20 protein-coding genes are annotated in these 21,203 nt (G+C 66.9%); 6 read left to right on the top strand and 14 right to left on the bottom strand.

Annotated features, from left to right (window positions below; translation table 11 throughout):
* The first annotated feature begins 128 nt into the window (after positions 1 to 128).
* The 5 genes from AC1D1G_RS08880 (at position 129) to AC1D1G_RS08860 (ending at position 2,862) form a co-directional block, all read left to right on the top strand.
* Positions 129 to 461, top strand: coding sequence for a hypothetical protein (locus tag AC1D1G_RS08880; protein ID WP_280779433.1), 333 nt, complete (start codon positions 129 to 131; stop codon positions 459 to 461).
* 69 nt (positions 462 to 530) lie between these two features.
* The gene (locus AC1D1G_RS08875) at positions 531 to 917 is read left to right on the top strand and encodes an ArsR/SmtB family transcription factor (protein WP_477951762.1); all 387 of its coding nucleotides are present in this window, start codon (positions 531 to 533) and stop codon (positions 915 to 917) included.
* Positions 914 to 2,002 (top strand): ACR3 family arsenite efflux transporter, encoded by a 1,089-nt coding sequence (gene arsB, locus AC1D1G_RS08870; protein WP_477951761.1) that lies wholly within the window; start codon positions 914 to 916, stop codon positions 2,000 to 2,002. Before AC1D1G_RS08875 ends, arsB begins: the two co-directional genes overlap by 4 nt.
* Positions 1,999 to 2,406 carry an arsenate reductase ArsC gene (locus tag AC1D1G_RS08865; RefSeq protein WP_477951760.1) on the top strand — a complete coding sequence of 136 codons (408 nt, stop codon included), beginning with the start codon at positions 1,999 to 2,001 and terminating at the stop codon, positions 2,404 to 2,406. Before arsB ends, AC1D1G_RS08865 begins: the two co-directional genes overlap by 4 nt.
* Before the next feature lie 48 nt (positions 2,407 to 2,454).
* Positions 2,455 to 2,862 (top strand): hypothetical protein, encoded by a 408-nt coding sequence (locus AC1D1G_RS08860; RefSeq protein WP_283333220.1) that lies wholly within the window; start codon positions 2,455 to 2,457, stop codon positions 2,860 to 2,862.
* Between the two features lie 14 nt (positions 2,863 to 2,876).
* Here AC1D1G_RS08860 and AC1D1G_RS08855 read toward each other — a convergent pair whose 3' ends face one another.
* The 13 genes from AC1D1G_RS08855 to AC1D1G_RS08795 form a co-directional block, all read right to left on the bottom strand.
* On the bottom strand, positions 2,877 to 3,347 hold the full coding sequence (locus tag AC1D1G_RS08855; RefSeq protein ID WP_477951759.1) for a nuclear transport factor 2 family protein: 471 nt from the start codon (positions 3,345 to 3,347) through the stop codon (positions 2,877 to 2,879).
* 146 nt (positions 3,348 to 3,493) lie between these two features.
* Positions 3,494 to 4,453 (bottom strand): beta-propeller fold lactonase family protein, encoded by a 960-nt coding sequence (locus tag AC1D1G_RS08850; protein ID WP_477951758.1) that lies wholly within the window; start codon positions 4,451 to 4,453, stop codon positions 3,494 to 3,496.
* A gap of 157 nt (positions 4,454 to 4,610) precedes the next feature.
* Positions 4,611 to 6,014 (bottom strand): MFS transporter, encoded by a 1,404-nt coding sequence (locus tag AC1D1G_RS08845; RefSeq protein ID WP_477951757.1) that lies wholly within the window; start codon positions 6,012 to 6,014, stop codon positions 4,611 to 4,613.
* 74 nt (positions 6,015 to 6,088) lie between these two features.
* Positions 6,089 to 7,261 (bottom strand): thiolase C-terminal domain-containing protein, encoded by a 1,173-nt coding sequence (locus AC1D1G_RS08840; RefSeq protein ID WP_477951756.1) that lies wholly within the window; start codon positions 7,259 to 7,261, stop codon positions 6,089 to 6,091.
* 3 nt (positions 7,262 to 7,264) lie between these two features.
* Positions 7,265 to 8,809: a class I adenylate-forming enzyme family protein gene (locus AC1D1G_RS08835; protein WP_477951755.1), complete on the bottom strand. Its 1,545-nt coding sequence runs from the start codon at positions 8,807 to 8,809 to the stop codon at positions 7,265 to 7,267.
* Entirely contained in the window at positions 8,806 to 9,231 is a 426-nt protein-coding gene (locus AC1D1G_RS08830) for a Zn-ribbon domain-containing OB-fold protein (RefSeq protein WP_477951754.1), read from the bottom strand. The genes AC1D1G_RS08835 and AC1D1G_RS08830 overlap by 4 nt, the downstream gene beginning before the upstream one ends.
* A complete protein-coding gene (locus tag AC1D1G_RS08825; protein ID WP_477951753.1) occupies positions 9,224 to 10,720 on the bottom strand; it encodes a pyruvate carboxylase in 1,497 nt (498 codons plus the stop codon). The genes AC1D1G_RS08830 and AC1D1G_RS08825 overlap by 8 nt, the downstream gene beginning before the upstream one ends.
* A gap of 6 nt (positions 10,721 to 10,726) precedes the next feature.
* Entirely contained in the window at positions 10,727 to 12,157 is a 1,431-nt protein-coding gene (locus AC1D1G_RS08820) for a beta/alpha barrel domain-containing protein (protein ID WP_477951752.1), read from the bottom strand.
* The gene (gene accC / locus AC1D1G_RS08815) at positions 12,154 to 13,557 is read right to left on the bottom strand and encodes an acetyl-CoA carboxylase biotin carboxylase subunit (protein ID WP_283333229.1); all 1,404 of its coding nucleotides are present in this window, start codon (positions 13,555 to 13,557) and stop codon (positions 12,154 to 12,156) included. Before accC ends, AC1D1G_RS08820 begins: the two co-directional genes overlap by 4 nt.
* The gene (locus tag AC1D1G_RS08810) at positions 13,554 to 14,078 is read right to left on the bottom strand and encodes an acetyl-CoA carboxylase biotin carboxyl carrier protein (protein ID WP_280779419.1); all 525 of its coding nucleotides are present in this window, start codon (positions 14,076 to 14,078) and stop codon (positions 13,554 to 13,556) included. Before AC1D1G_RS08810 ends, accC begins: the two co-directional genes overlap by 4 nt.
* Before the next feature lie 40 nt (positions 14,079 to 14,118).
* Positions 14,119 to 15,741: an acyl-CoA carboxylase subunit beta gene (locus AC1D1G_RS08805; RefSeq protein ID WP_477951751.1), complete on the bottom strand. Its 1,623-nt coding sequence runs from the start codon at positions 15,739 to 15,741 to the stop codon at positions 14,119 to 14,121.
* Between the two features lie 30 nt (positions 15,742 to 15,771).
* A complete protein-coding gene (locus AC1D1G_RS08800) occupies positions 15,772 to 16,677 on the bottom strand; it encodes a succinate--CoA ligase subunit alpha (protein WP_283333230.1) in 906 nt (301 codons plus the stop codon).
* Positions 16,674 to 17,873: an ATP-grasp domain-containing protein gene (locus tag AC1D1G_RS08795; protein ID WP_283333231.1), complete on the bottom strand. Its 1,200-nt coding sequence runs from the start codon at positions 17,871 to 17,873 to the stop codon at positions 16,674 to 16,676. Before AC1D1G_RS08795 ends, AC1D1G_RS08800 begins: the two co-directional genes overlap by 4 nt.
* A gap of 137 nt (positions 17,874 to 18,010) precedes the next feature.
* Between AC1D1G_RS08795 and AC1D1G_RS08790 the strand changes: the two genes are divergently transcribed.
* A complete protein-coding gene (locus AC1D1G_RS08790) occupies positions 18,011 to 18,925 on the top strand; it encodes a LysR family transcriptional regulator (RefSeq protein WP_477951750.1) in 915 nt (304 codons plus the stop codon).
* A gap of 49 nt (positions 18,926 to 18,974) precedes the next feature.
* Here AC1D1G_RS08790 and AC1D1G_RS08785 read toward each other — a convergent pair.
* The coding region (locus tag AC1D1G_RS08785) for an ATP-binding protein (protein ID WP_477951749.1) at positions 18,975 to 21,203 on the bottom strand (2,229 nt) is incomplete at its 5' end.

The following is a 21,203-nucleotide window of genomic DNA, read 5'->3' as shown; positions in this document are numbered from 1 at the left end:
GTGATTTCCGCCAACCGCTCGGACCATAATTGTTTCATCGGGAAAATGGCTACACCGAAATCATGTGTAACCCGAGAATCATCGGCCGGTGAGGCGCCGGGCGACAATCGAATCAAAGGTGACATCAGATGAACACGTTCGCGTTGCGCACGGCGATTACCTCGGCCGCGATCGCCGCCTGTTTTGCGCTCGGTTCGGGCGTCGCGGCGGCGGCACCGGCATTTCATGGGGACCCGAGCACACCCGGCTCGCAGCTCCACGTCCACGCCGACCCCAACACGCCCGCCGACAACAACAGTTACCAGTGCGGGGCGATCGGCGTCGGCGGTGCCGGGGTCGGATCGAACGCTCCCGGACAAAGTGGGCAACTCAACGGCGTCTTCTTCGGCAGCGGCCCCGTCCAGGGTGGTTGCATCGGGAATGACGGGTCGGTGCACTTCCCGTCCGGACGTGCCGAGTAGTACGGCCTGATCCGCACCTGGGCCGTCCGCTACGTTGCGCCCTGATTCGACATCTGTCAATATCGACGCATGTCGAATCAGGAGTTGTCGGACGGTGGCGCGTGTTGCTCGCCGCTCGCGCGTGAACCATTGACCGAGGACTGGGCCGGGGATCTGGCCCGGATGTTCAAGGCCCTCGGCGATCCGGTGCGCCTGCGCCTGCTGAGCCTGATCGCCAGCCACGCCGGCGGTGAAGCCTGCGTGTGCGACATCTCCGAGTCGTTCGACTTGTCGCAGCCGACGATCTCGCATCACCTGAAGGTGCTGCGCGCCGCCGGCCTGCTGGACTGCGAGCGACGCGGCACCTGGGTGTACTACTGGGTGATCCCGTCGGCGCTGCAGCAGCTGTCCGCTGTGTTGCTGACCGAGAGCGGCCCCGCCGTGCCGTCCCCGACGTGCGCCGAGGCGCAGCTATGAGCGGGCCAACCACGACCGAACACCCGGCCGTCGTCGGGAAGCTTTCCACCCTGGACCGGTTCCTGCCCGTGTGGATCGGCGTCGCCATGGTCGCCGGACTGCTCCTCGGCCGGATGATCCCCGGCCTGGGTGATGCCCTGTCCGCGGTGGAGATCGACGGCATCTCGTTGCCGATCGCCCTCGGCCTGCTGATCATGATGTACCCGGTGCTCGCCAAGGTCCGCTACGACCGACTCGACACCGTCACCGGCGACCGCAAACTGCTCATCGGATCATTGGTGCTGAACTGGGTGCTCGGACCCGCCCTGATGTTCGCCCTGGCCTGGCTGCTGCTGCCGGATCTGCCGGAGTACCGCACCGGTCTGATCATCGTCGGCCTGGCCCGCTGCATCGCCATGGTCATCATCTGGAACGACCTCGCCTGCGGTGACCGCGAGGCCGCCGCCGTGCTGGTCGCGATCAACTCGGTGTTCCAGGTGATCATGTTCGCCGCGCTCGGCTGGTTCTACCTGTCCGTGCTACCCGGCTGGCTCGGCCTCGAGCAGACCACCATCGACACCTCCCCGTGGCAGATCGCGAAGTCGGTGCTCATCTTCCTGGGCATCCCGTTGGTTGCCGGCTACCTCACCCGCCGCTTCGGCGAAAAGGCCAAGGGCCGCACCTGGTACGAAACCAAGTTCATCCCGAAGATCGGGCCCTGGGCGCTGTACGGGTTGCTGTTCACGATCGTGATCCTCTTCGCGCTGCAGGGCGACCGGATCACGTCCCAGCCGTGGGACGTCGTCCGGATCGCGGTCCCGCTGCTGGCGTACTTCGCGATCATGTGGGGCGGCGGCTACGCGCTCGGCGCCGTCATGGGCCTGGGCTACGAGCGCACCACCACTCTCGCGTTCACCGCCGCGGGCAACAACTTCGAACTCGCCATCGCCGTCGCCATCGCCACCTACGGCGCGGCGTCGGGGCAGGCCCTGGCCGGTGTCGTCGGACCGCTGATCGAGGTCCCTGTCCTCGTCGGGCTGGTTTATGTGTCGCTCGCACTCCGTTCCCGGTTTCGCGCGTCCGCTACGGAAGGTTCGCCGTCATGACCAGGCCCAGTGTGCTGTTCGTCTGCGTCCACAACGCCGGCCGCTCCCAGATGGCCGCCGGATTCCTGGCCCACCTCGCCGGTGATCGGATCGAGGCTCGCTCAGCCGGGTCCGCGCCGGCCGAGACCGTCAATCCGGCAGCGGTCGAGGTCATGGCCGAGATCGGGATCAACATCTCCGACCAATCCCCGAAGATCCTCACCCCCGACACGGTCGAAACCTCCGACGTGGTGATCACAATGGGCTGCGGCGACGCCTGCCCCGTCTTCCCCGGGGTCAGCTACCGGGACTGGGCGCTCGACGATCCGGCAGGCAAGGGCGTCGACGCGGTTCGTCCGATCCGCGACGAGATCAAGGCGCGAGTCGAAGCGCTGATCGCCGAACTCGTCCCCGCCACCGCCTGAGACGCGAACCGGCACCGAGTCGCGGTCGAGTGACTAGGGTCGATCCGTATGACCGCACTCAACGCTGTCGGACGTGTCGGCGCCACCGTCCTTGCGACCCTCGCGATCTCCGGCTTCCTGGCGTCGGGGACCGCGACAGCCGCACCGAGCACGGTTCCGTTCCAGGTCGACCCCGTCATCCCGCTCGTCGACTTGCCCACGCCCCGACTCGCCGCGACCGTCGGCGAACAACCAGGCGCCGCAGTGTTGCACGTGCGCCGCACTCCGGGGGACGGAAACCCGCACTTCGCGGTCGTCCACTGGGTGAGTCTCGGCACGGGTGCGTCCGGATCCGCAGCGTTCCCGACGCTGGATGCGCAACCCGTCACCATTCGTCCGGGCTCCGGTCAGGTCCTCGCATTCGTCGACCCGCAGGCGATCGGAACACCGGGCTTCGGGACCTTTTTCGTTCCCTGACACCTGGCTGACGGTCAGATCGCGGTCTCCTGCGCCGACAGGGCCATCCACGTGCCGTTCTGCTTGACGAACACGTCGGTGAAGCGTTCCCGGGCCAGCACATTGCCCGACTCGGTGAGGGTGTTGACGCCGTGGATCACGGCGGTGTCGCCGACGATGTCGACGGTCTGCTCGGTGGCATTCATCGTGAACGTCACCGGAACGATGCTCGCGATCTCCTCGTCACGACCGAGCAGTGTGCCCTCGCTGGTGATGTGCTTGAAATCGGGACTCAGGATCGATTCGATCGTGTCGCGGTCGCCGGCAGTGATGGCCGTCAGCCACCTCGCTTCCTGAGCGAGAACCGCGTCCTGCTCCTCGGTGGCGCTGACCGATGCCGATGCCGTCGCCGACACCGACGCCGTCTCGGTCGTGTCGCCGCCGCATCCGGCCAATCCACCGAACACCACTATCGCGACGACGACGCCGATCGCTTTTCGTGTCATACCGTCTCCAGGTGGGCCGCGGCTTTCGGTCTCTCACAACAGTGGCACACCCCGCCCCGCGCGCGCCGACGATTCGGTAGCGTCGCAGTCGTGGCTCCAGCTCGTTCGGGATGACCGAACCTGACCGCGTAGGGGAGCTGACACCGCTACCGCTCGATCACCGACACCGTATCGTCGGCGACGTTGACGACGTAGGCGGTGTGGCTGGTCGGGTCGACGGCCACACCCTGCGGACCGCTCCCGACCGGGACGGTGTCGGTGACGGTGCGGGTCTCGGTGTCGATCACGGACACCGACCCGTCATCCATGTTGGTGACGTAGGCGGTGTCCGCCGATGGGTCGACGGTCGCCCCGTAGGGTTGCTTCCCGACTCGCAGTGTGTCTGTGACGGTGAGGGTTTCGAGGTCGAGCACCGACACCGTACCGTCGTCTGCATTCGGCACGAACGCCGTCCGGGTCGAGGGATCGACTGCGACGTCGTGAGGACTGCGGCCGGCGGCGATCGTGTCTGTGACGGTGAGGGTTTCGGCATCGATCACCGACACGACCCCGCCCGGCCCCGTCGTCGCGACGTACAGCGCGTGGGTGGACGGATCGACGCCCATTCCCCCGGGTCGGTCCCCGACCTCGACGGTGGCGGAGACGGTGCGGGTTTCGGTGTCGATGACGGACACCGAACCGTCTTCGACGTTGGCGACGTAGAGGGTGTGGGTCAACGGATCCACCTCGATGCCCTGGGGTAGGGCACCGACGGGGATGGTGGCCGTGACGGCCCGGGATGCGATGTCGACCACCGACACCGCTCCCTCGGCCAGGCTCGTCACGTACGCGGTGTGGGTGGACGGATCCACCGCCACCCCGCTCGGTGCCCGGCCCGCCTCGATGGCACTGATGCCGCCGTCGGCGTCGATCAGCGACAACAAGTCGTCACCGCTGCTGGTGACATAGGCGGTACCGGTGGACGGGTCCACCGTCACATCGAGGAGTGGCCCCTTTCCGACACTTGCTGTGGCCGTGACCGTGGGTTTTCCCAGCGGGGCATCCTCGACGGCGGAGTCGCTACTCGATTGCCCGCACGCCGCCACGGTCAGGAGCATCGCGGCCATCGCAATCCAGGCCGCTCGCCTACGTGGCCGAGGAGCTCCGAACATTCCGTCCACGACGTCTCCTGTCGACTCGGATCACCCGTAGTCGCCATTCTGTCACCGTCAACGGTGCGGAATGTCCGAGTCGGCCGACCGGAACTCCTGCAAGGACGACACTTCAGACCGCTCCTGCTCGGTCGATGCTCATGCCGCGGGTTTCACGAGCACCGAGCATGACGGGCCCGAGGCACACGAGGAAGATCGCGCAGATGAGCCAGAACGGTGCGCTCGTTCCCAGCTTGTTCTGGATGAAGGGGATCGATGCGACGACGAGGACTCCACCGAAGCACCTGCTCGCGGATTCCACGAATCCGGCGGCGGTACCCCTCGCATGGGTGGGGAATTGTTCGGACGTGAACAGCTTGGTGAAAGGAACCAGACCCGTGCAGAAGAACGCGCTGACAAACCCGCACGTGACAGCGAGTGCAACGTTCTGAGACAGTGCGAGCGCACTGAATCCGAAGATGGCGCCGACGCTGTAGAGGAGAAAGGTCTTCTTGCGGCCGAGCCTGTCGGCGAACTGTCCCACCGCGATCGCCCCCACCGCGCCGGCAATGATGATTCCGATGGTGGTGACCAACGCTCCCTGGGTTGTCATCCCCATATCCGCGTACATGACCGAGGCGTAGACCAAGAGCACATAGGCGCCCGCGCTTGCGCCGGCGCAGATCAGCAGGCACAGCATGAATCTGCCGAGCAACGGCCTGCGAAACAGATCGGCTGTCCCGCTTCCCCGTTCGGCGCCGGACTCGTACTCGGCGCGCACGACGGTGGCGATCTCGGGGTGTACGAGGTCATTCTCGTGGTGGTACCCGGCCTCGCGTTCCAACTGCTCGACCAGTGCGCGCGCTTCGTCTGTGCGGCCCTTCAGCAGCAGCCACCGAGGGCTTTCGGGCAGATTCCGGTAGATCAGCGGCACCGCGAGGATCGGCAGGCCACCGAGGAGGAACAGGATGCGCCAGGCCAGATCGACCGGCAGATGACCGACCATGACGAGGGCCGCCGCCTGCGGGACCAGATAGCTCAGCGCGAGCACCGCGGACGCCGCCGCGATCATTCGGGCGCGGGACCGGGTACCGAGTAGTTCGGAGAGCATGAGGTACGGAATGGGAAAGACCGCACCCAGTGCGAGTCCACCGAGAACCCGCATCGCCATGATCCACCCGACGTCCGCCGACACTGCACACAGGGCAGAGAACAGCGAGAACAACGAAACACCGCAGAGCAGGACACTTTTACGGCCGTACCGGTCGATGATGCGACCGGCGAGGGCTGCCCCCACGATGATGCCGCCGGTGGACGCGATCCCGAGCTGAGCGGTTCCCTGAGCCGTCAGACCCCAGGGCTCCTTCACGAGCAGCAAGATCGGGCCGATGACCCCCGTTTCGAATCCTTCGGCGACCCAGATGACCGTCACGAGTGTGGTTGTCAGCAGAGCTGTCCTGGTCATCGGCAGACGGTCGAGACGCGACAGCAGGTTGGCAGTCACCATGACATCTGGTACCGCAGTGGTTTTGTCCATGACGAACCTCCTTGGGTGTATTCGGAGTCGACGAAGTCGAAAGATGCGGAACCGGGCGCAGATTCAGTGATGGGTCAGTCGGTGCCGAGGATCATCACCATGTACGCGGACATGACCATCCCGCCGGCCTGGACCAGACAGGTACGCGCATCCGGAACCTGGCGTGCGGCGCATTCGCCGCGTAGCTGACGGACGGCCTCGATCATCAACTGCATTCCGAACTGACCGGAATGATTGAATGAGAGCCCTCCACCGGAGGTGTTCAGCGGAAATGCCCCGCCGGGAGCTATTCGCCCGCCTCCGACGAATGCGCCGGCACCGCCTGGTTCACAGAACCCGAGCCCTTCGAGCGCGACGAGCACGTTGATGGTGAAGGCGTCGTAGATCTGGACGACGTCGATGTCCTGCCGGTCGAGCCGCGCCATCGCGAGTGCGTCGTCGGCGATCTCACGTAGCGCTCCGTTGTCGAGCCAGTCCTCCGTACCGAGCGGGGTCATGTGATGTCGGTAGGTATCACCGAAACCCCGAATCGACACCGGTTTCTGCGCCAGATCGGCGGCACGTCCCGCGCTCGTCAGAATCATGGCACCGGCACCGTCGTTGATCTGACAGATGTCGAGCTTGCGGAGTGGGTCGGCGATGACCGGTGACGCGAGATAGTCCTCCATGGTCAGGGGTTCCCGCCGCGCCGCGTTCGGATTGAGCTGCGCCCACCGGCGAGCCGCGAGGGCTACCTCCCCGAGATGCTCTGGAACGCAGCCGAACCGGCTCGCGTACAGCTGGGCCAGCATGGCGTAGTACCCGACCGGATTGAGCATGCCGTACGGCGTCGCGAACTGGCCCATCGGTGAGCGCGGGTCCTGGACGACGCCGCCCCGCGCGCGACTCTTGTCCAAATGCTGTGTGCTGCCGTAGGCGACGAGGGCGACCTCGCACAATCCTGCGTCGATCGCCGCCATCGCGTGGACCAGATGGGTGATGTTGGACTGGCCGCCGACCACCGTGTTGTCGACGTACCGGGGGTGAATGTCCAGGTACTCCGCCACGAGCAGCGCGTTCGCGCGGTCGTCCCAGTGCGCGAAGACCCCGTCGATGTCGGCCGGGCCGAGTCCGGTCTCGAGCATCGCCGAGCGGGCGGCCCGGCATTGCAGCGACAGCGCCGTGGCACCGGCCGGCGCCTTGCCCAGACCGGCCTCACCGACCCCGACGATGGCGTACCGCCCCGCCAGTGCTCTGTTGTCCGCCATCTCTCAGTCCGCCCGCAGGTGTGCGGCGATGATCTTGGCGCGGACGTCCTTCTTGAGGACCTTGCCGACCGCGCTGCGCGGCAGCGACTCCCAGAACTCGACCTGCTTGGGGGTCTTCATGCTGCCGAACCGGTTGCGGCACATCTCGATTATGTTCTCGGCGGTCGCCTCGGACTCCGACTTCAGTTCGATCACCGCGGTGAGCCGCTCACCCCAGTCCTCGTCGGGAACGCCGACCACCGCACAATCCTGAACGGCGGGATGCGACCAGATCAGCTGCTCGATCTCGCTGGGGTAGATGTTGAAACCGCCGGAGATCACCACGTCTTTCGTCCGGTCGACGACATAGAGGTATCCGCTCTCGTCGAAGACCCCGATGTCTCCGGTGTGGTGCCAGCCGAAGCGGTGGGCTTCGGCGTTGGCCTCGGGATTGTCGAGGTACCCGGGACAGACCAGCTCACCTCGGACGACGATCTCCCCGCGCTCACCGGCCGGGACGACGTTGCCGCCCTCATCCATCAGCGCCACCTCACAGGCCCCGGTCGGCCGGCCTGCCGACGCGAGGTGCTTCACACCCGCGGGATCGTCACGGAGGTAGTGATCCTGCCGAGACAGGCACGTGATCACGCCCGGCGCCTCGGACTGACCGTAGAACTGGACGAAGACCTGACCCCACAGCCTCAGTCCTTCTTCGAGTTTGTCGACGGACATGGGTGCGGCGCCGTAGATGACGTACTCGAGGGAGGAACAGTCACGTGTGTGGGCGTCGGGATGCGCCAGGATCCGGTAGATCATCGTCGGCGGTAGGAACAGGTGCGTGACGTGCTCGCGTTCGATCAGTTCGAGCACGGTGGCGGGATCGGTCGACGGCGCGATCACATTGCGGGTGCCGAAGGCCGAGAGCCCCATTGCCGTTGCTCCCGCAGCGTGGGTCAGCGGCGCAACCACCAGATGCACCGGATCCTTCGCGGGTGCGGTGAACTGGTTGGCGATCCGGTAGGCGGCGAGCAGACAGCGGTGGCTCTGCATGATGGCCTTCGGGCGGCCGGTGGTGCCGCCGGAGGACTTGATCAGCGCAATGTCGTCGAGGCCTCGTCGAGTGTTGCAGGTCTGTCCGCTGTGCTCCCGCTTCCAGGCCTCGGTGCTGAGCCCTGCCGCAGAGTGCTCGCCGAACGCGATGCAGGCGGTGAGCGTGGGTACTTCGGACCGGATCCGGTCGATGTGGGGGAGGTACTGCTCGTGGTACACCAGCGCCGACATCTCCGTGAATCGCATGAACCAGATCAGGTCCTCGATCTGGTCGCGGGCGTTGAGTGGCACATAGGTGGCGCCCGCGCGCAGGATCCCGAGCATCGCGACGAAGCCGTCGGGATGGTTGGGGGACAGAATTCCGATCCTGCTGCTCGCCAGCCCTTCCCGGGTCAGTCCGTGCGCGATCGCGTGCGACGCGACGACGACGTCCCGGTAGCTGAGCCGCAGTGTGTCGGACTGCAGAAACGTTCGGTCCGGGTACCGGGCAGCACCCGTGTCGAAGTAGTCGGTGATCATCGGTCGTCCACCTCTGTCAGAGTGAATTGGGGAAGGATCGTCTCGGCGCTGATCCGTTCGAAGCGCACTTCGACGCGGGCACCGACGCGGATGCGATCGATCGGGCAGTCCACGATGTTGGTCAGCAAGCGCACACCCTCGTCGAGTTCGATGACGGCCACGGTATAGGGAACCTTGTCGGCCATCGACGGATTGGCGGGAACCCGGCAGATCGTGAAGGTGTAGATGGTTCCCGCTCCCGCCGAGTCCACCCATTCGAGGTTCTCGGAGAGGCAGACCGTGCAGAAGGCGCGGGGGTAGAACTGATGACGCCCGCACTGCTCGCACCGTTGGACCACCAGGCGTTCCTCCCGGGCCGCATCCCAGTACGCCTCGGTCTCGGCGGTGGGCCGGGGTTCCGGCCGTACCGGGGTGTCAGCCATTGGCCCGCAGTTCGAGGCCGGGAGCCACCAGGCGCACGGTGTGCTTGCTCCGCATCCGACCGAGTCCGGCCACCAGCTCCACGATCGACTGCTGGACGGAGAAGGTGTCCTCGACCGGGACGAGTGCGTCGATCTTCTGGTCGCCGTACATGTACCGCAGGATCATGTCGTCCGGCGACAGGTGGCCGTACCGTCTGCGCAGTTCCGGCAGGATCGGGTCGAGTTGTGGCGGTGTCTCGGAGATGTCGCACGACCCGTTGTTCATCACGAGATCCTTGACGTTGTCGTCGACGGGCAGCGGCAACGCACCGAAGTATCCGCACACGTACTTCTTCACCTCGTCCGGAACCACGGCGTAGCGCTCGGGGTTCAGGACATTCATGACGGCCTGGGCGGCGACGATGGCGGGGAACGGCGTAGCCATGACCGGGGAACCCAATTCCTCACGGACCCGGCCGATCTCCTCGATCACCGCCGGCAGTCTGTCGGAAATTCCTGCGGCCTTCAGCTGAGCCTCGAGGTTCGTCATGGCGCCACCGGCGTACTGCGTCTGGTAATTGGCGGGGTCGTACTCCGCGGGGACTCCGACGGGGTAGTCCAGTTGCGCGGCGAGCTTGCCCAGGTAGTCGCCGACCTCGTCGAGTGATCGGTCGTCGACGTCGACATCGAACCCCAGTGCACGCAGATCCCGGGCCATCGTCTGAGCCGACGGCAACGAGTTGCCGTTGGCCAGCGGATCGACGGCGGTCAGGATTTGATCCGCTCCGTACACGGCCGCTTCGAGCGCGACCTGCGGACCCATCCCGGTCAAACAGTGCGTGTTCAGCTCCAACCGGGTCTCGCCGATCGCCGCCCGCAGCGCCGGTACCAGCGTCCGGGTGCGTTCGACGGTCAGGCTGCCACCCGCGTCGGCAAGAGAAATCGTGTCCACGCCGAACCGGTCGATGACCTCCCGTGCCTGCCGGACGTAGAAATCGTCGTCGTAACCCGGTGCGAGGTTGAACACGAGAGCAATCGTGACCTTCGCGCCGAGCCGCTTCGCGATGCGGATCCCGGGTGCCACGTTGTCCCACGAATGCAGGGAGTCGAGGACCGCGAAGTCACGGATCCCGTTGACGAACATCCGCTCGACGAACAGCTCGTTGATGTCGTCCGGCTGCGGGTAGAAGCCGTGCAGCAGGTTGCTGCGGACCGCCGCACGTAGCGGAGCCGTCGAGATCCGGTCAGCGAGCAGCCGCACCCGTTCGAACGGGTCCTGATTCAGGAACAGAACTCCCGCGTCGAAGCCGACCATCGCGATGGCCTCGACGGCACCGAATCCCGCGTCGGCGATCCTGCTCGCGATGGGCAGCATGTGTTCGGTGCGCATCCGGGTCGCCCACAGGCACTGGTGCGCGTCCCGGAGCGTGCCGTCGGTGAGGGCGATCGTCCGGCGCCGACCCGTCCGGGCGAATTCGGCCTCGACGAGGTGACGAAGGTTGGTGAGCACGGTGATTCACCCTTCCTGTTGCAGATGGATGCGGAGACCGGGCGCGGACACGGTCAGCGTGGCGTAGCGACCGGCCCGCTCGAGCAATCCACGGGTGAGGCTTTCGTAGGGTGTCAATGCTTCGTAGGGCTGCACGTCCACTCTCCGCGGGACGGTCGCGACCGTGACTCCCGCTATCCACGCGAGCAGAACGTCCTCATCGGCAGCGAGATCTGCTTCGATTGTCGGGGAGTCAGATTCGGACGTCAGCAACGAGCCGACACGTTCCTGGAGGTCGACGCGTTGGTCACCGTTCACCGTGCCGTACACGCCCTGCAGCAACCTGCGCAGAACCGGCCGGAGGGTCTCGTACCTCTGCTCCCCACCGAAGTGGCACATCGCCTGCTCGGCGATCGCCCGGGCGAAGGGGGGCACCATCGGCGGCGAGCCCATCTCACGGCGCACGGCCGCGCATTCGGCGGCAAACTCGTGCAGGTCGGCCCACCGTCCACGCTCACGCAGGGCGCTCCGCACGTCGGCCGCCACCTCACCCGGCAGCTGATGGACGTACGTCGCCAGATCGAACGGCCACGGGGTTGCCGCGGGAAAGCCTTCCTGATCGGCGATCCCGGCGAGGATCGCATCGGCGGACAGCAGAGCGTCGAGGTCGGGCAGACCCTGAACGTCGTCGCGTCGCAGGACGCGGATCAACGACGGCAGCGACGGAAGGGAGGCGCCGTTGGCGACCGACGGCAGTGCGGTGTCGATGCCGCGGACGCCGAGCCGGCCGGCCTCGAGGGCGACGACGGTTCCGAGTGCGGTGTGGCACCGGGTGTGCAGGTCGAGGGGAGTGTCACCGAGCGCCGACACCAGTGCCGGGACAAGGGTGCGCGCCCGGTCCGGTGTCAGGACTCCGCTCTCGTCTCGCAGCATCACCCGGTCGGCGCCGGCAGCGATGAGAGATGCGGCGCGCTCCGCATAGGTTTCGTCGGACACGCCGTCATCGGCTGTATAAGGAAGCGCGGCAATGGCGGTCAGCCCCGCCGTGGTGGCAGATTCCAGAGCGGCCTTGAGGCGGACCAGGTCCAGCAACGGATCCAGCAGGACCACCTGCCGCAGGCCCGCAGCTGCCAGTGCCGTCAGCCAGCCGTCGACCGCCGTGGGTCCGAGGACGTCGGCACCCGGCCGCCCATGCCCGGTCAGCAGGTTGACGGTGGCCCGCAACGGAACGGGGCCGTAGTGCCGATGGGCGAGTTCCACCCGCTGCAGCGGGTGTTCGTCGCGGGCCAGGCATTCGTCCAGCATCGCCGGGCTCAGCACCTCGACCGCAGCGAGGCCGCTGGACGACAGCGCGGCGGCGGGTGCGAGGACCATCCGATTGTCCAATGCACCCGCCCATACCGCGGCCTGACCGTCGGTCAGGCTGGTGTCGGTGAAGGTGATCTGATGGTTGCTCATGCCGATGCTCCCGCCTCGGTGAGGGACTGGCGAAGGAAGGTGTCCTCGACCCATCTGGTGGTGACCGCTCCCGCGGCGAAGTCGGGGTGAGCGAGCACCGAGTGGTGGAACGTGGCGGTGGTCGTCGGACCGGTGACCGTCAACTCGGACAGGGCGGTGCTCATCTTCTGAATCGCCTCGGCTCGGGTGGGGGCGTGCACGATGATCTTCGCGAGAAGTGAGTCGTAGTACGGCGAGACCGTGTATCCCGAGTAGCAGTGGGTGTCGACCCGAACGCCCGGCCCGCTCGGTGGTCCCCACTCCTCGACCAACCCCGGACTGGGGAAGAAGCCGCGATCGGGGTCTTCGGCGTTGATGCGGCACTCGATCGCATGACCGTCCAGGATCACCTCGTCCTGTGTGAAGGACAACGGTAGCCCGGACGCGATACGAATCTGTTCGGCCACCAGATCGCGCCCGCTGATCATTTCGGTGACGGGATGCTCGACCTGGATGCGGGTGTTCATTTCCAGGAAGTAGTAGCTGTTGTCGCGGTCGTCGACCACGAACTCGACGGTGCCCGCACCGACGTAGTCCACGTTCCGGGCGAGGCGGACCGCGCTCTCGCCCATCGCTTCCCGTTCGCTCTCCCCGAGTACAGGCGAGGGCGCCTCCTCGATCAGCTTCTGATGCCGCCGCTGCGTCGAACACTCTCGCTCACCGAGGTGGACGACGTTGCCGAACTGATCACCGATGACCTGGATCTCGATGTGCCGTGCGCGTTCGATGAACTTCTCGACGTACAGGGTGGGATCGCCGAAGGCCGATTGGGCTTCCGACGACGCGGACCTGAACAGTTCCGGGAGTTCCGCCGCCGACCCCACGACCCGCATGCCGCGGCCCCCGCCGCCCGCGGTCGCCTTGATCAGCACCGGAAACCCGATCTCCGTGGCAATCGCCAGAGCCTCGTCCGGATCGGACACTGCCCCCGAGCCGGGCACACAGGGAACCCCGGCCTCCGATGCCAGGCCCACCGCCGTGATCTTGTCGCCCATGCTGTCGATCGACTCGGGTGTCGGGCCGATGAAGATCAGGCCGGCGTCGCGGCAGGCACGGGCGAACGACGCTCGTTCGGACAGGAATCCGTAGCCGGGATGGACCGCGTCGCAACGGGTCCGCTTCGCCGCCCGGATCAGCAGGTCCGCGCGGAGGTAGCTGTGGGTCGGCTGCGGCGGACCGAGGACTACGACCTCGTCGGCCATCCGCGCGGCCAGGCTGTCGACGTCCGCGTCGGAAACCCCGACCACGGTCTCGACGCCGAGGTGACGGCACGCCCGGATGATGCGGACCGCGATCTCGCCGCGATTGGCGACGAACACTCTCCGGATGTCGTGCCGAACGACTGGGATGTCGTCGGTCATGCTGCGGCCTCCGCGTCGGTGGGATCGACGATCATCAGGATCTGCTCGTGCTCGACGGCCTGACCGTGCTCGACGAGGATCGAATGAACGCGGCCCGCTGTCGGCGTCGGGACCGAGTTGAACATTTTCATCACCTCGATCAGGCAGAGTGTCGCGGATGCCTCGATCTGCTGACCCTCTTCCACGAACGGCGGCTGAGTCGGTGCCGGCGTGCGGTAGAACGTGCCCGGCATGGGTGCCCGGATGGCGATCATCCGATCCGGGACTTCGGCGAGTGCCGGGCTGCTCACGGTGACCGAGGCGGCCGGCGCGGGCGGCGGCGTCACGGCCGGGGCGGGGGCCGGGGTGGCGGGGGCGGTCGTCGGCGCCAGGGCTTCGACCGGCAGCGCACTCGTCGGCGCGGCGCCCGGTTTACGCGCCTGCAGGACGACGTCGCCGATCCGGAGGTCCAGCGAATCGAGATGCTCTGCGGTGTCGAGTAGTTCAAGGATGCGTCGGACGTCTGCGTGTTGGAGATTCATGGTCTGCTCCTCGTAAGTGGCGTTCGCGATGAGGTGTCGGTCAGGCCCGCATGGTGCGTGCGGTCGTGCCGAGCTGTGCGGGCAGGATTCGGTAGGCCTGACGTACCCATTCGCACAGCATCGGACGGGTGTCGCGGGGGTCGATGACGTCCTGGATTCCGAACCTTTCCGCAGTTCGGAACGGGTTCTCCACGGGTTGGAACCGCGCGTAGAGTTCGGCACGGAGCGTGTCCGGGTCATCACTTTCGGCCAGGGTGCGCCGGTAGGCGGCCTCGACGCCGCCCTCGATGGGGATCGATCCCCAGTGCGCCGTCGGCCAGGCGAGGCGCCGGTTGATGCTGCCACCACCTATCGGCCCGTAGGCGGCGCCTGCCAGCCCGTAGGCCCGACGCACGAACAGCGAGAGCCAGGGGACGCGAGCCTGCTCGAGGGCCATGGCCGTCCTGATGCCCTTGCGGAGGGTGCCCTTCTGCTCGGCGTCGCGGCCGACAAACGTCCCGGGCTGGTCGATCAGGTTCACCACCGGCAGGTGGAACGTGTCGGCCATGTCGACGAACCTGGTGATCTTCTCCGCGGAATCGACGGTCAACGATCCGCCGAGCCACCTGGGATCGTTCGCGAGGACCGCCACGGTGTGACCGTCGAGACGGGCGAGCATCGTGATCTGAGACTGTCCGAAATACCGTCCGATCTCGAACAGGCTACCGTCGTCGAAGACCGAGGCCAGCAGCGTGCGCATGTCGTACGAATACTGCTTGATTTCCGGGATCGTCGTGGACAGGGCCTCGTCACGACGATCCACCGGATCGGCGCAGGCCCTCACCGGAGGGAGCTCGTGAACGCTCGACGGAAGGTACGACAGGAATCGGACGACGTCGTCGAGTGCCTCGAACTCGTCGGCCGCCTCGTTGTCGACGACACCCGATGCACGCGCATGCACACCCGCGCCGCCGAGCTCGGCGTTGGTGACGTCCTCGCCCACCGCCTTCTTCACGACTGCCGGTCCACCCGCGAACAGGTAGGAACCCTCGGCGGTCATGATCGACAGGTGACTCGCGCACACCCGGACCGCGCCGAGGCCTGCGGCCGCGCCGAGCGCGACGCCGACGACGGGAACTGTGGCCAGCAACTCCACCATCGGCCAGTGCGGGTATCCCGGAATCTTGGTGGCGGACATCTGCTCGAGGAGGTTGACGCTCCCGCCGGCGGTCTCGACCAGCCGGATCACCGGCCACCGGTACGTCAATGCCAAACGCTCTACGTACTGCCATTTTTCGGGGTTGGTCGCCTCCGACGATCCCCCTCGGACTGTGAAGTCCTCGGCGACGACGATGACGTCCCGACCGTCGATCTTCGCCTGCCCGCACACGACATTCGACGATTCGACCGAGATCAGCTGCCCGCGTTCGTCGTAGCGGGCCGATCCGGTCATCATGCCGATCTCGCGCCACGATCCGTCGTCGACGAGCCGTTCGATGCGTTCGCGCGCCGTCAGTCGGCCGCGCGCGTGTTGGCGCTCGATCTTGTCCGGGCCGCCCATCGCCAGAGCGAACTCACGGCGCTTGGCGATCTCCGCTTCGAACCACGGCCGGCCGGTGCTGTCCGCTGCGCTGGTGCCGACGGTCAGGACCGGGGCCGCCGCTCCGGATTCGATCTGGGTCATGACGAGATTTCCTTCTGTCTGGGATGACGGTCAGCGAAGCGCAGCGGCCGGCAGTACGTCCGCGAGGTGGGCGCGCACGTGGTGGGTGGAGCGGGCCACGAGGACGCCCGCATCGGCGAGCGCTGCACACTTTTCCTGCACGGTGGCTCCGTCGGCGCTGCGCGGCGCGTGCCCGAACGGCAGCGTCGTCGGGAGGGAATCTGCGGCACGCCCGGCCACCATCGCGATGACCGGCACGTCGATTCGTCCGTCTGCCACCGCGACTGCCAGGTCGATTTCCTGGCCGCCGGACGGTTCGCCGAACACCACCACAGCACGGGTGTTCGGGTCACTCGCGGCGAGTTCGACGCCTTCGGTGAGGGTCGTCCCGACCGCGGGCGTGCCGCCGATGGACATCTGCACGCTGGTTCCCCATCCCCAGTTGCGCATCAGCATCGCCAGTTCGGAGGCCATGCCGCCGCTGCGGGAGACGATGCCCACCGAGCCGGGCGCGAATCGCTGCCACGGTTCGTTACCGCCGGGGCAGCCGATTCGGCCCACGCCGGGGACGACGACACCTTGGGAGTTCGGGCCGATGACGTGGCAGTGGTGCTCTCGCGCGACCGCGAGTGCCCGGAGCCAGCGATGCTGCGGGATGTTCTCCGAGCTGACCACGATCAGTTCGACGCCCGCCTGTGCGGCTTCGACGACCGCATCCGCGGCGGCGTGCGGCGGCGCGTAGCTCATCGCGACCCGGGAGTCTGTCGCCGCCACGGCCTCGGCGACGGTGTCGAAGACCGGCACGCCGAGCACCGCGGAACCCCCCTTGCCGGGGGTGACACCGGCGGCCACGTCGACACCGGAATCGAGCATCCACCGCGTTTCCAGCTGCCCCTGCCTGCCCGTGATGCCCTGCACGAGAAGACCTGAACGGGCTTCGAGAAGCTCACGAATCATCGGACGAGTCCTTCCAGTTCCTGCGGCGACTGCTCCATCGCGGTCAGCAGTAGGTCGCATGCGTCTTCGAGTGAGGCCGCGCGATCCAGGACGAGAGCCCCGGGCAGACGCCGACGGAGGACGGCGTGCGCCTCCGCTTCGTGTGGGCCGGCCAGCCGGACGACGGTCGGCACCCGTGTGGAGTCGAATCCGGCCCGATCCGCGGCAGCAGCGAACTCGACCGCCACGTCGCGGGCATCGGCGAGACTCAGCACGGCGCCGCCGAACAGCACCCCGCGAAGCCCGGGGACGGAGAGCGCCGAACTGAACAGCGTCTGCAGCTTCGCGCTACCGGCACCCGGCGACGCGTCGAGGTAGCAGGCGGGACGGATACCGAGGTCGGTCAGGTAGTCCAGGGCGAGAAGCCCCGCACCGCCGCCGGTGATCATGCAGGCGACGTCGCCGTCCAACTCGAAGAACTTGATGCCCGCCCTGTTCGGTTCGGCGGCGTCGGCCTCGCGGACTGCCAGTTCGCGTGGGGTGGGTGCGCGGTCCACGACGGGGTCGGCATCCACCAGTGCCGACGGACGGAGTGCCTGTGCGTCGGGATGACCGTGGGGGTCGAATTCGACCGCCACACCGACGGCGACCAGTCGCTGACCGTCCCAGCGGAACGGGTTGACCTCGACGAGGACGGCCTCCGCACTGCAGAAGGCGCTCCAGAGAACCTGAAGCGCATCACCGATCGCACTGCGCAACCGAGGGTCCGACACGGCGGCCCGGTCGAGCAGGCCGGCGACCGCGTGGTCGTCGGGGCCTTCCGCCAGGCCGACCGTCACGGCAGCCGCCTGGTGCGCATCGAATCCGACTCCACCGGTGGCGGCGGCGCGCACGACAGCACCACGAGTCGTCTCGTCCAGGGCGATGGAGAGGTAGCACTCCTCGCCCTCGACGAATTCCTCCACCACCGCGGGCGCACCGCTCCGAAGAGTTGCGGTGACGGCGGAGGACAGCTCGTCCCGGGACCTGCAGATGTGCACGAGGCCGGCGAGGCCCTTGCCGCTGCCGGCGATGTCCGGCTTCACGACCCACGGCGGGCCGAACGCCGGCCCGTCCGGCAGAAGTTCGTGCTCATGCGTCACGACGACCAACTCGGGCGTCGCAAGGCCGACCCTGCGCAGCCATGGCATTGCGGCGCTCTCAGTGGCGCGGGGCATCGCGTCTCCTTCGTTTGGGGCCCTCCCCGGGCCTCTCGATTCGTTTCCCAGTGTGATCCGGGTAACTGATTCACGGAAGTGAGCGCAGGCGACCAGGGTGATTGCCATCATCGATCACTCGGGTCTAGGGTCGCGGCATGAGGTCGGAGCAGATGCGCTATCTGGAGGCCGCGGTCCGCCTCGGTTCGCTGCGCAAGGCCGCTCAGGAGGTGGGCATCGGGCAGCCGACCCTCAGCCAGCAGATCCGGCGCCTCGAGGAGGACCTCAATGTCGTCCTCTTGATCCGCCGCGCCAACGGGGTTCTCCCCAGCGCGGAGGCCCGGATTCTGCTACCGCACATTCGGCAGGTGTTGCAGGCCGATCGCGCGCTCCGCGAGGAGGCGGGGCTGATCAACGGACTGCGCAGCGGCAGCGTGCGCCTGGGTGCCGTCACCACGGCCAGCCAGATACTGCTACCGAGAGTGGTTCCGCTCTACCGGAACTCGTTCCCCAACGTGCGCTTCTCGGTGTGGGAATCGGGCTCCCAGGGTGTGCGCGACAGCGTGACGAACGGCGAACTCGACCTCGGACTCGTCGTGAGGGCCAACGACCCGGCCTCCGACGCCAGCCTCACCGCAACCGATCTGATCTCCGACGAGGTCGTGCTGTGCGTGTCCCGGCGACATCCTCTGGCCGGCAAGTCGACAGTGGGAATTCAGGACCTCGCCGGCCAGTCCTGGGTGGTGTCCGCGCACGGTTTCGCCCTGCGGGAGTTGGTGGACACCGCGTTCGCACCGCCGGCACAGGACATCGTCTACGAGACGACGAACCCGCACACGAGCCTGCTCATGGTCGCGGCCCGGGTGGGCATCGCAATGCTGCCCCGGCACACGCTCCGCGACCACTGCGCCGACGAAGTTGTCACTCCGGCAACGGAATGGAATCCGCCTCAGTTGACCGTCTGCATGATCAGGCGGGCGGACACTCAGCCGGCACCGGCCGTGCGCAAACTCATCCAGGCTTTACGCGAGGTCAGCGCGGACTGGTCACGCGACCACCCGATCACCAGGTAACTGATCGCGCCATCGCCAGGGGATCATGCAGTCGCTTCTCGCCCTGATCTCACCCTTCGCCCTGCGATTCCACGACCCACGCCGCGATCTGCGCACGTGAATTGAATCCCAGCTTCGTCAGGAGATGTTCCACGTGCCCCTGTGCGGTGCGGGGCGAGATCACCAGCCGAGCGGCGATCTCCTTGTTGGTCAGCCCCTCGGCGATGAGGGTGGCAACCTCACGCTCCCGCTTCGTCGGTGCAGGCGACGGACCGGCGGACGTCGGAGAGGGCGAAATCTGCTCGCCCAGCGCGTAGGCGACGGCTGCGTCGAAACCGAGTGCCGTGCCCCTTCTGCGGGCCGCGGTGAAGGCCTGCTCACTCATCGCCTCTCGGGTCCGGCGTTCGCACTCGTCCTGGTACACGCTCAGGCCGGGCACCAACACCGTCGAACTGCCCACCGACCGGGTGAACTCGTCTGCGGCGCCCAGCAATACGACCGCGCGTTCCATGTCCTGTTCCTCGGCGGCTATCCATGCGAGTGCCTGCAGACACACACTGGCATTGAGTCGATCGTTCACCCGACGCTCGACTCGGAGCGCCTGCCCGAGGAGCTGGACCGCTCGTGCTCTCTCCCCGAGCCGCCACACCGCGACGGCCAGCGCCCACAGCGAATACGACCGATACACCGATTCGCCCTGCGCCTCGGTGATCGCGAGGACGCGCTCATGGCATTCGATGGCTCGTTCCGTGTCGTTCACGAGGTCATGCGTCATGCCGAGGCCGACGACTGCAGCCACCTCGTAAAGGTCGTTGCGTGCCGTGAACCCTCGGACGGCCTTCTCGAGGTGTGCGCGGGCGTCGGGGAGGCGCCCCGCGAACAGTGCCGCGTATCCGACCGTGTGGTCGGCGTGCGCACGCACCAGCGGGTCGGTTGTCTGAGCGGCGACCGCCTGCGCTTCCTCCGCCAGCGTGTCCGACACGGGAATGTCGCCCTGCACTCCGGCCAGCACACTGGCGGCGTAGAGCGCCTTGACCCGATCGCCGGTAGGCTCGGCCGGTTGTCGAGCCAGGAGGCGACCGAGCCATCGCCGACCCTCGCTGAGCAATCCCCGGGACAGCCAGAACGGGTACAGTGCGGCAGCGATCCGCAGTCCCGTTGCGGGACTGTCGGACACACAGAAATCCAGCGCCTCGCGGATATTCGGTTGTTCCCGACCCAGTCTGGAGATCAACGCGAGCTGCCGGGAGCTGATCCATTCGGTTTCCGCCTCGACCGCCAGCCGCTCACACCAGTCGCGGTGCCGACGGCGAAGCGCGATGTAGTCGCCGTTCTCCTGCGCCTTTTCCCGTCCGTAGGCGCGGACGGTCTCGAGCATTCGGAACCGCACCGCGGAACCCGACTCYTCTCTCGTCAGGATCGACTTGTCGACGAGGAACGTCACSGTGTCGAGGAGGTCGTCTACGTCGTCACCATCGCAGACCTGTTCCGCGGCCTCGAGTTCGAAACTGCCCGCGAACACCGAGAGCTGCGCCCACATCCGTTGTTCCGCAGGRGTGCACAGGTCATAGCTCCAGTCGATGCACATCCGCAACGTCTGCTGCCGCGAGGGCGCGTCCCTGCTGCCGCGAGTGAGCAGCAGGTAGCGGTCGGTGAGGCGCTGCAGGATCTGGTCGGGCGTCATCGCGCGAAGCCGGGCCGCCGCCAGTTCGATCGGTAGCGGCAGCCCGTCCAGCCGCTGACAGATTCGGGCGATGGTGACCTTGTTCTCCTCGGTCAGCTCGAATCCCGGGACTACRGCGGCGCCGCGTTCCGCGAAGAGAGTGACCGCATCGTTGCGGGGCAGTCCTTTCGGCAGGTGRTCSGGATCMGGGACGGGCAGCGGGGGAATCAGAAGCGCTGTTTCCCCGCCGATTCCGAGCGGTTCGCGACTCGTCGCGAGAATACGCAGCCGAGGGCACACGCGGAGCAGGATCTCGGCAAGTTTCGCGGCCGCGGCCACCACCTGCTCGCAGTTGTCCAGCACGAGCAACACTTCACGCGGGGCAAGGAACTCGACGAGCACCTCGTGTGAGGGTCGGGCAGACTGGTCGCGCAACCCCAGTGCGGCCGCCACGACCCCCGACAACAGCGAATCATCCAGCAACTCAGCCAGTTCCACCAGCGTCACACCGTCGGAGAAGTTTCGTTGCGCCTTGGCGGCTGCGCGTAGAGCAAGCCGGGTCTTTCCCACCCCGCCGATTCCGGTCAACGTCACCAGCCGCGACGTCGACAACAAGTTCGTCGCCTCGGCCAGCTC

The organism is Rhodococcus sp. P3_B8 (genome assembly GCF_056402775.1).
Note: the sequence above shows the minus strand (reverse complement) of the source record. Positions and strands in the feature narration are given on the sequence as shown.

Excerpts from the sequence above, each read along its gene's own strand:
- AC1D1G_RS08790 (WP_477951750.1), top strand. The coding sequence starts at position 18,011 with ATGAGGTCGGAGCAGATGCGCTATCTGGAGGCCGCGGTCCGCCTCGGT.
- accC (WP_283333229.1), bottom strand. The coding sequence starts at position 13,557 with ATGACCGACGACATCCCAGTCGTTCGGCACGACATCCGGAGAGTGTTC.
- AC1D1G_RS08860 (WP_283333220.1), top strand. The coding sequence starts at position 2,455 with ATGACCGCACTCAACGCTGTCGGACGTGTCGGCGCCACCGTCCTTGCG.
- AC1D1G_RS08830 (WP_477951754.1), bottom strand. The coding sequence starts at position 9,231 with ATGGCTGACACCCCGGTACGGCCGGAACCCCGGCCCACCGCCGAGACC.
- AC1D1G_RS08820 (WP_477951752.1), bottom strand. The coding sequence starts at position 12,157 with ATGAGCAACCATCAGATCACCTTCACCGACACCAGCCTGACCGACGGT.
- arsB (WP_477951761.1), top strand. The coding sequence starts at position 914 with ATGAGCGGGCCAACCACGACCGAACACCCGGCCGTCGTCGGGAAGCTT.
- AC1D1G_RS08835 (WP_477951755.1), bottom strand. The coding sequence starts at position 8,809 with ATGATCACCGACTACTTCGACACGGGTGCTGCCCGGTACCCGGACCGA.
- AC1D1G_RS08855 (WP_477951759.1), bottom strand. The coding sequence starts at position 3,347 with ATGACACGAAAAGCGATCGGCGTCGTCGTCGCGATAGTGGTGTTCGGT.
- AC1D1G_RS08845 (WP_477951757.1), bottom strand. The coding sequence starts at position 6,014 with ATGGACAAAACCACTGCGGTACCAGATGTCATGGTGACTGCCAACCTG.
- AC1D1G_RS08795 (WP_283333231.1), bottom strand. The coding sequence starts at position 17,873 with ATGCCCCGCGCCACTGAGAGCGCCGCAATGCCATGGCTGCGCAGGGTC.
- AC1D1G_RS08865 (WP_477951760.1), top strand. The coding sequence starts at position 1,999 with ATGACCAGGCCCAGTGTGCTGTTCGTCTGCGTCCACAACGCCGGCCGC.
- AC1D1G_RS08810 (WP_280779419.1), bottom strand. The coding sequence starts at position 14,078 with ATGAATCTCCAACACGCAGACGTCCGACGCATCCTTGAACTACTCGAC.
- AC1D1G_RS08850 (WP_477951758.1), bottom strand. The coding sequence starts at position 4,453 with ATGGCCGCGATGCTCCTGACCGTGGCGGCGTGCGGGCAATCGAGTAGC.
- AC1D1G_RS08840 (WP_477951756.1), bottom strand. The coding sequence starts at position 7,261 with ATGGCGGACAACAGAGCACTGGCGGGGCGGTACGCCATCGTCGGGGTC.
- AC1D1G_RS08880 (WP_280779433.1), top strand. The coding sequence starts at position 129 with ATGAACACGTTCGCGTTGCGCACGGCGATTACCTCGGCCGCGATCGCC.
- AC1D1G_RS08875 (WP_477951762.1), top strand. The coding sequence starts at position 531 with ATGTCGAATCAGGAGTTGTCGGACGGTGGCGCGTGTTGCTCGCCGCTC.
- AC1D1G_RS08800 (WP_283333230.1), bottom strand. The coding sequence starts at position 16,677 with ATGATTCGTGAGCTTCTCGAAGCCCGTTCAGGTCTTCTCGTGCAGGGC.
- AC1D1G_RS08805 (WP_477951751.1), bottom strand. The coding sequence starts at position 15,741 with ATGACCCAGATCGAATCCGGAGCGGCGGCCCCGGTCCTGACCGTCGGC.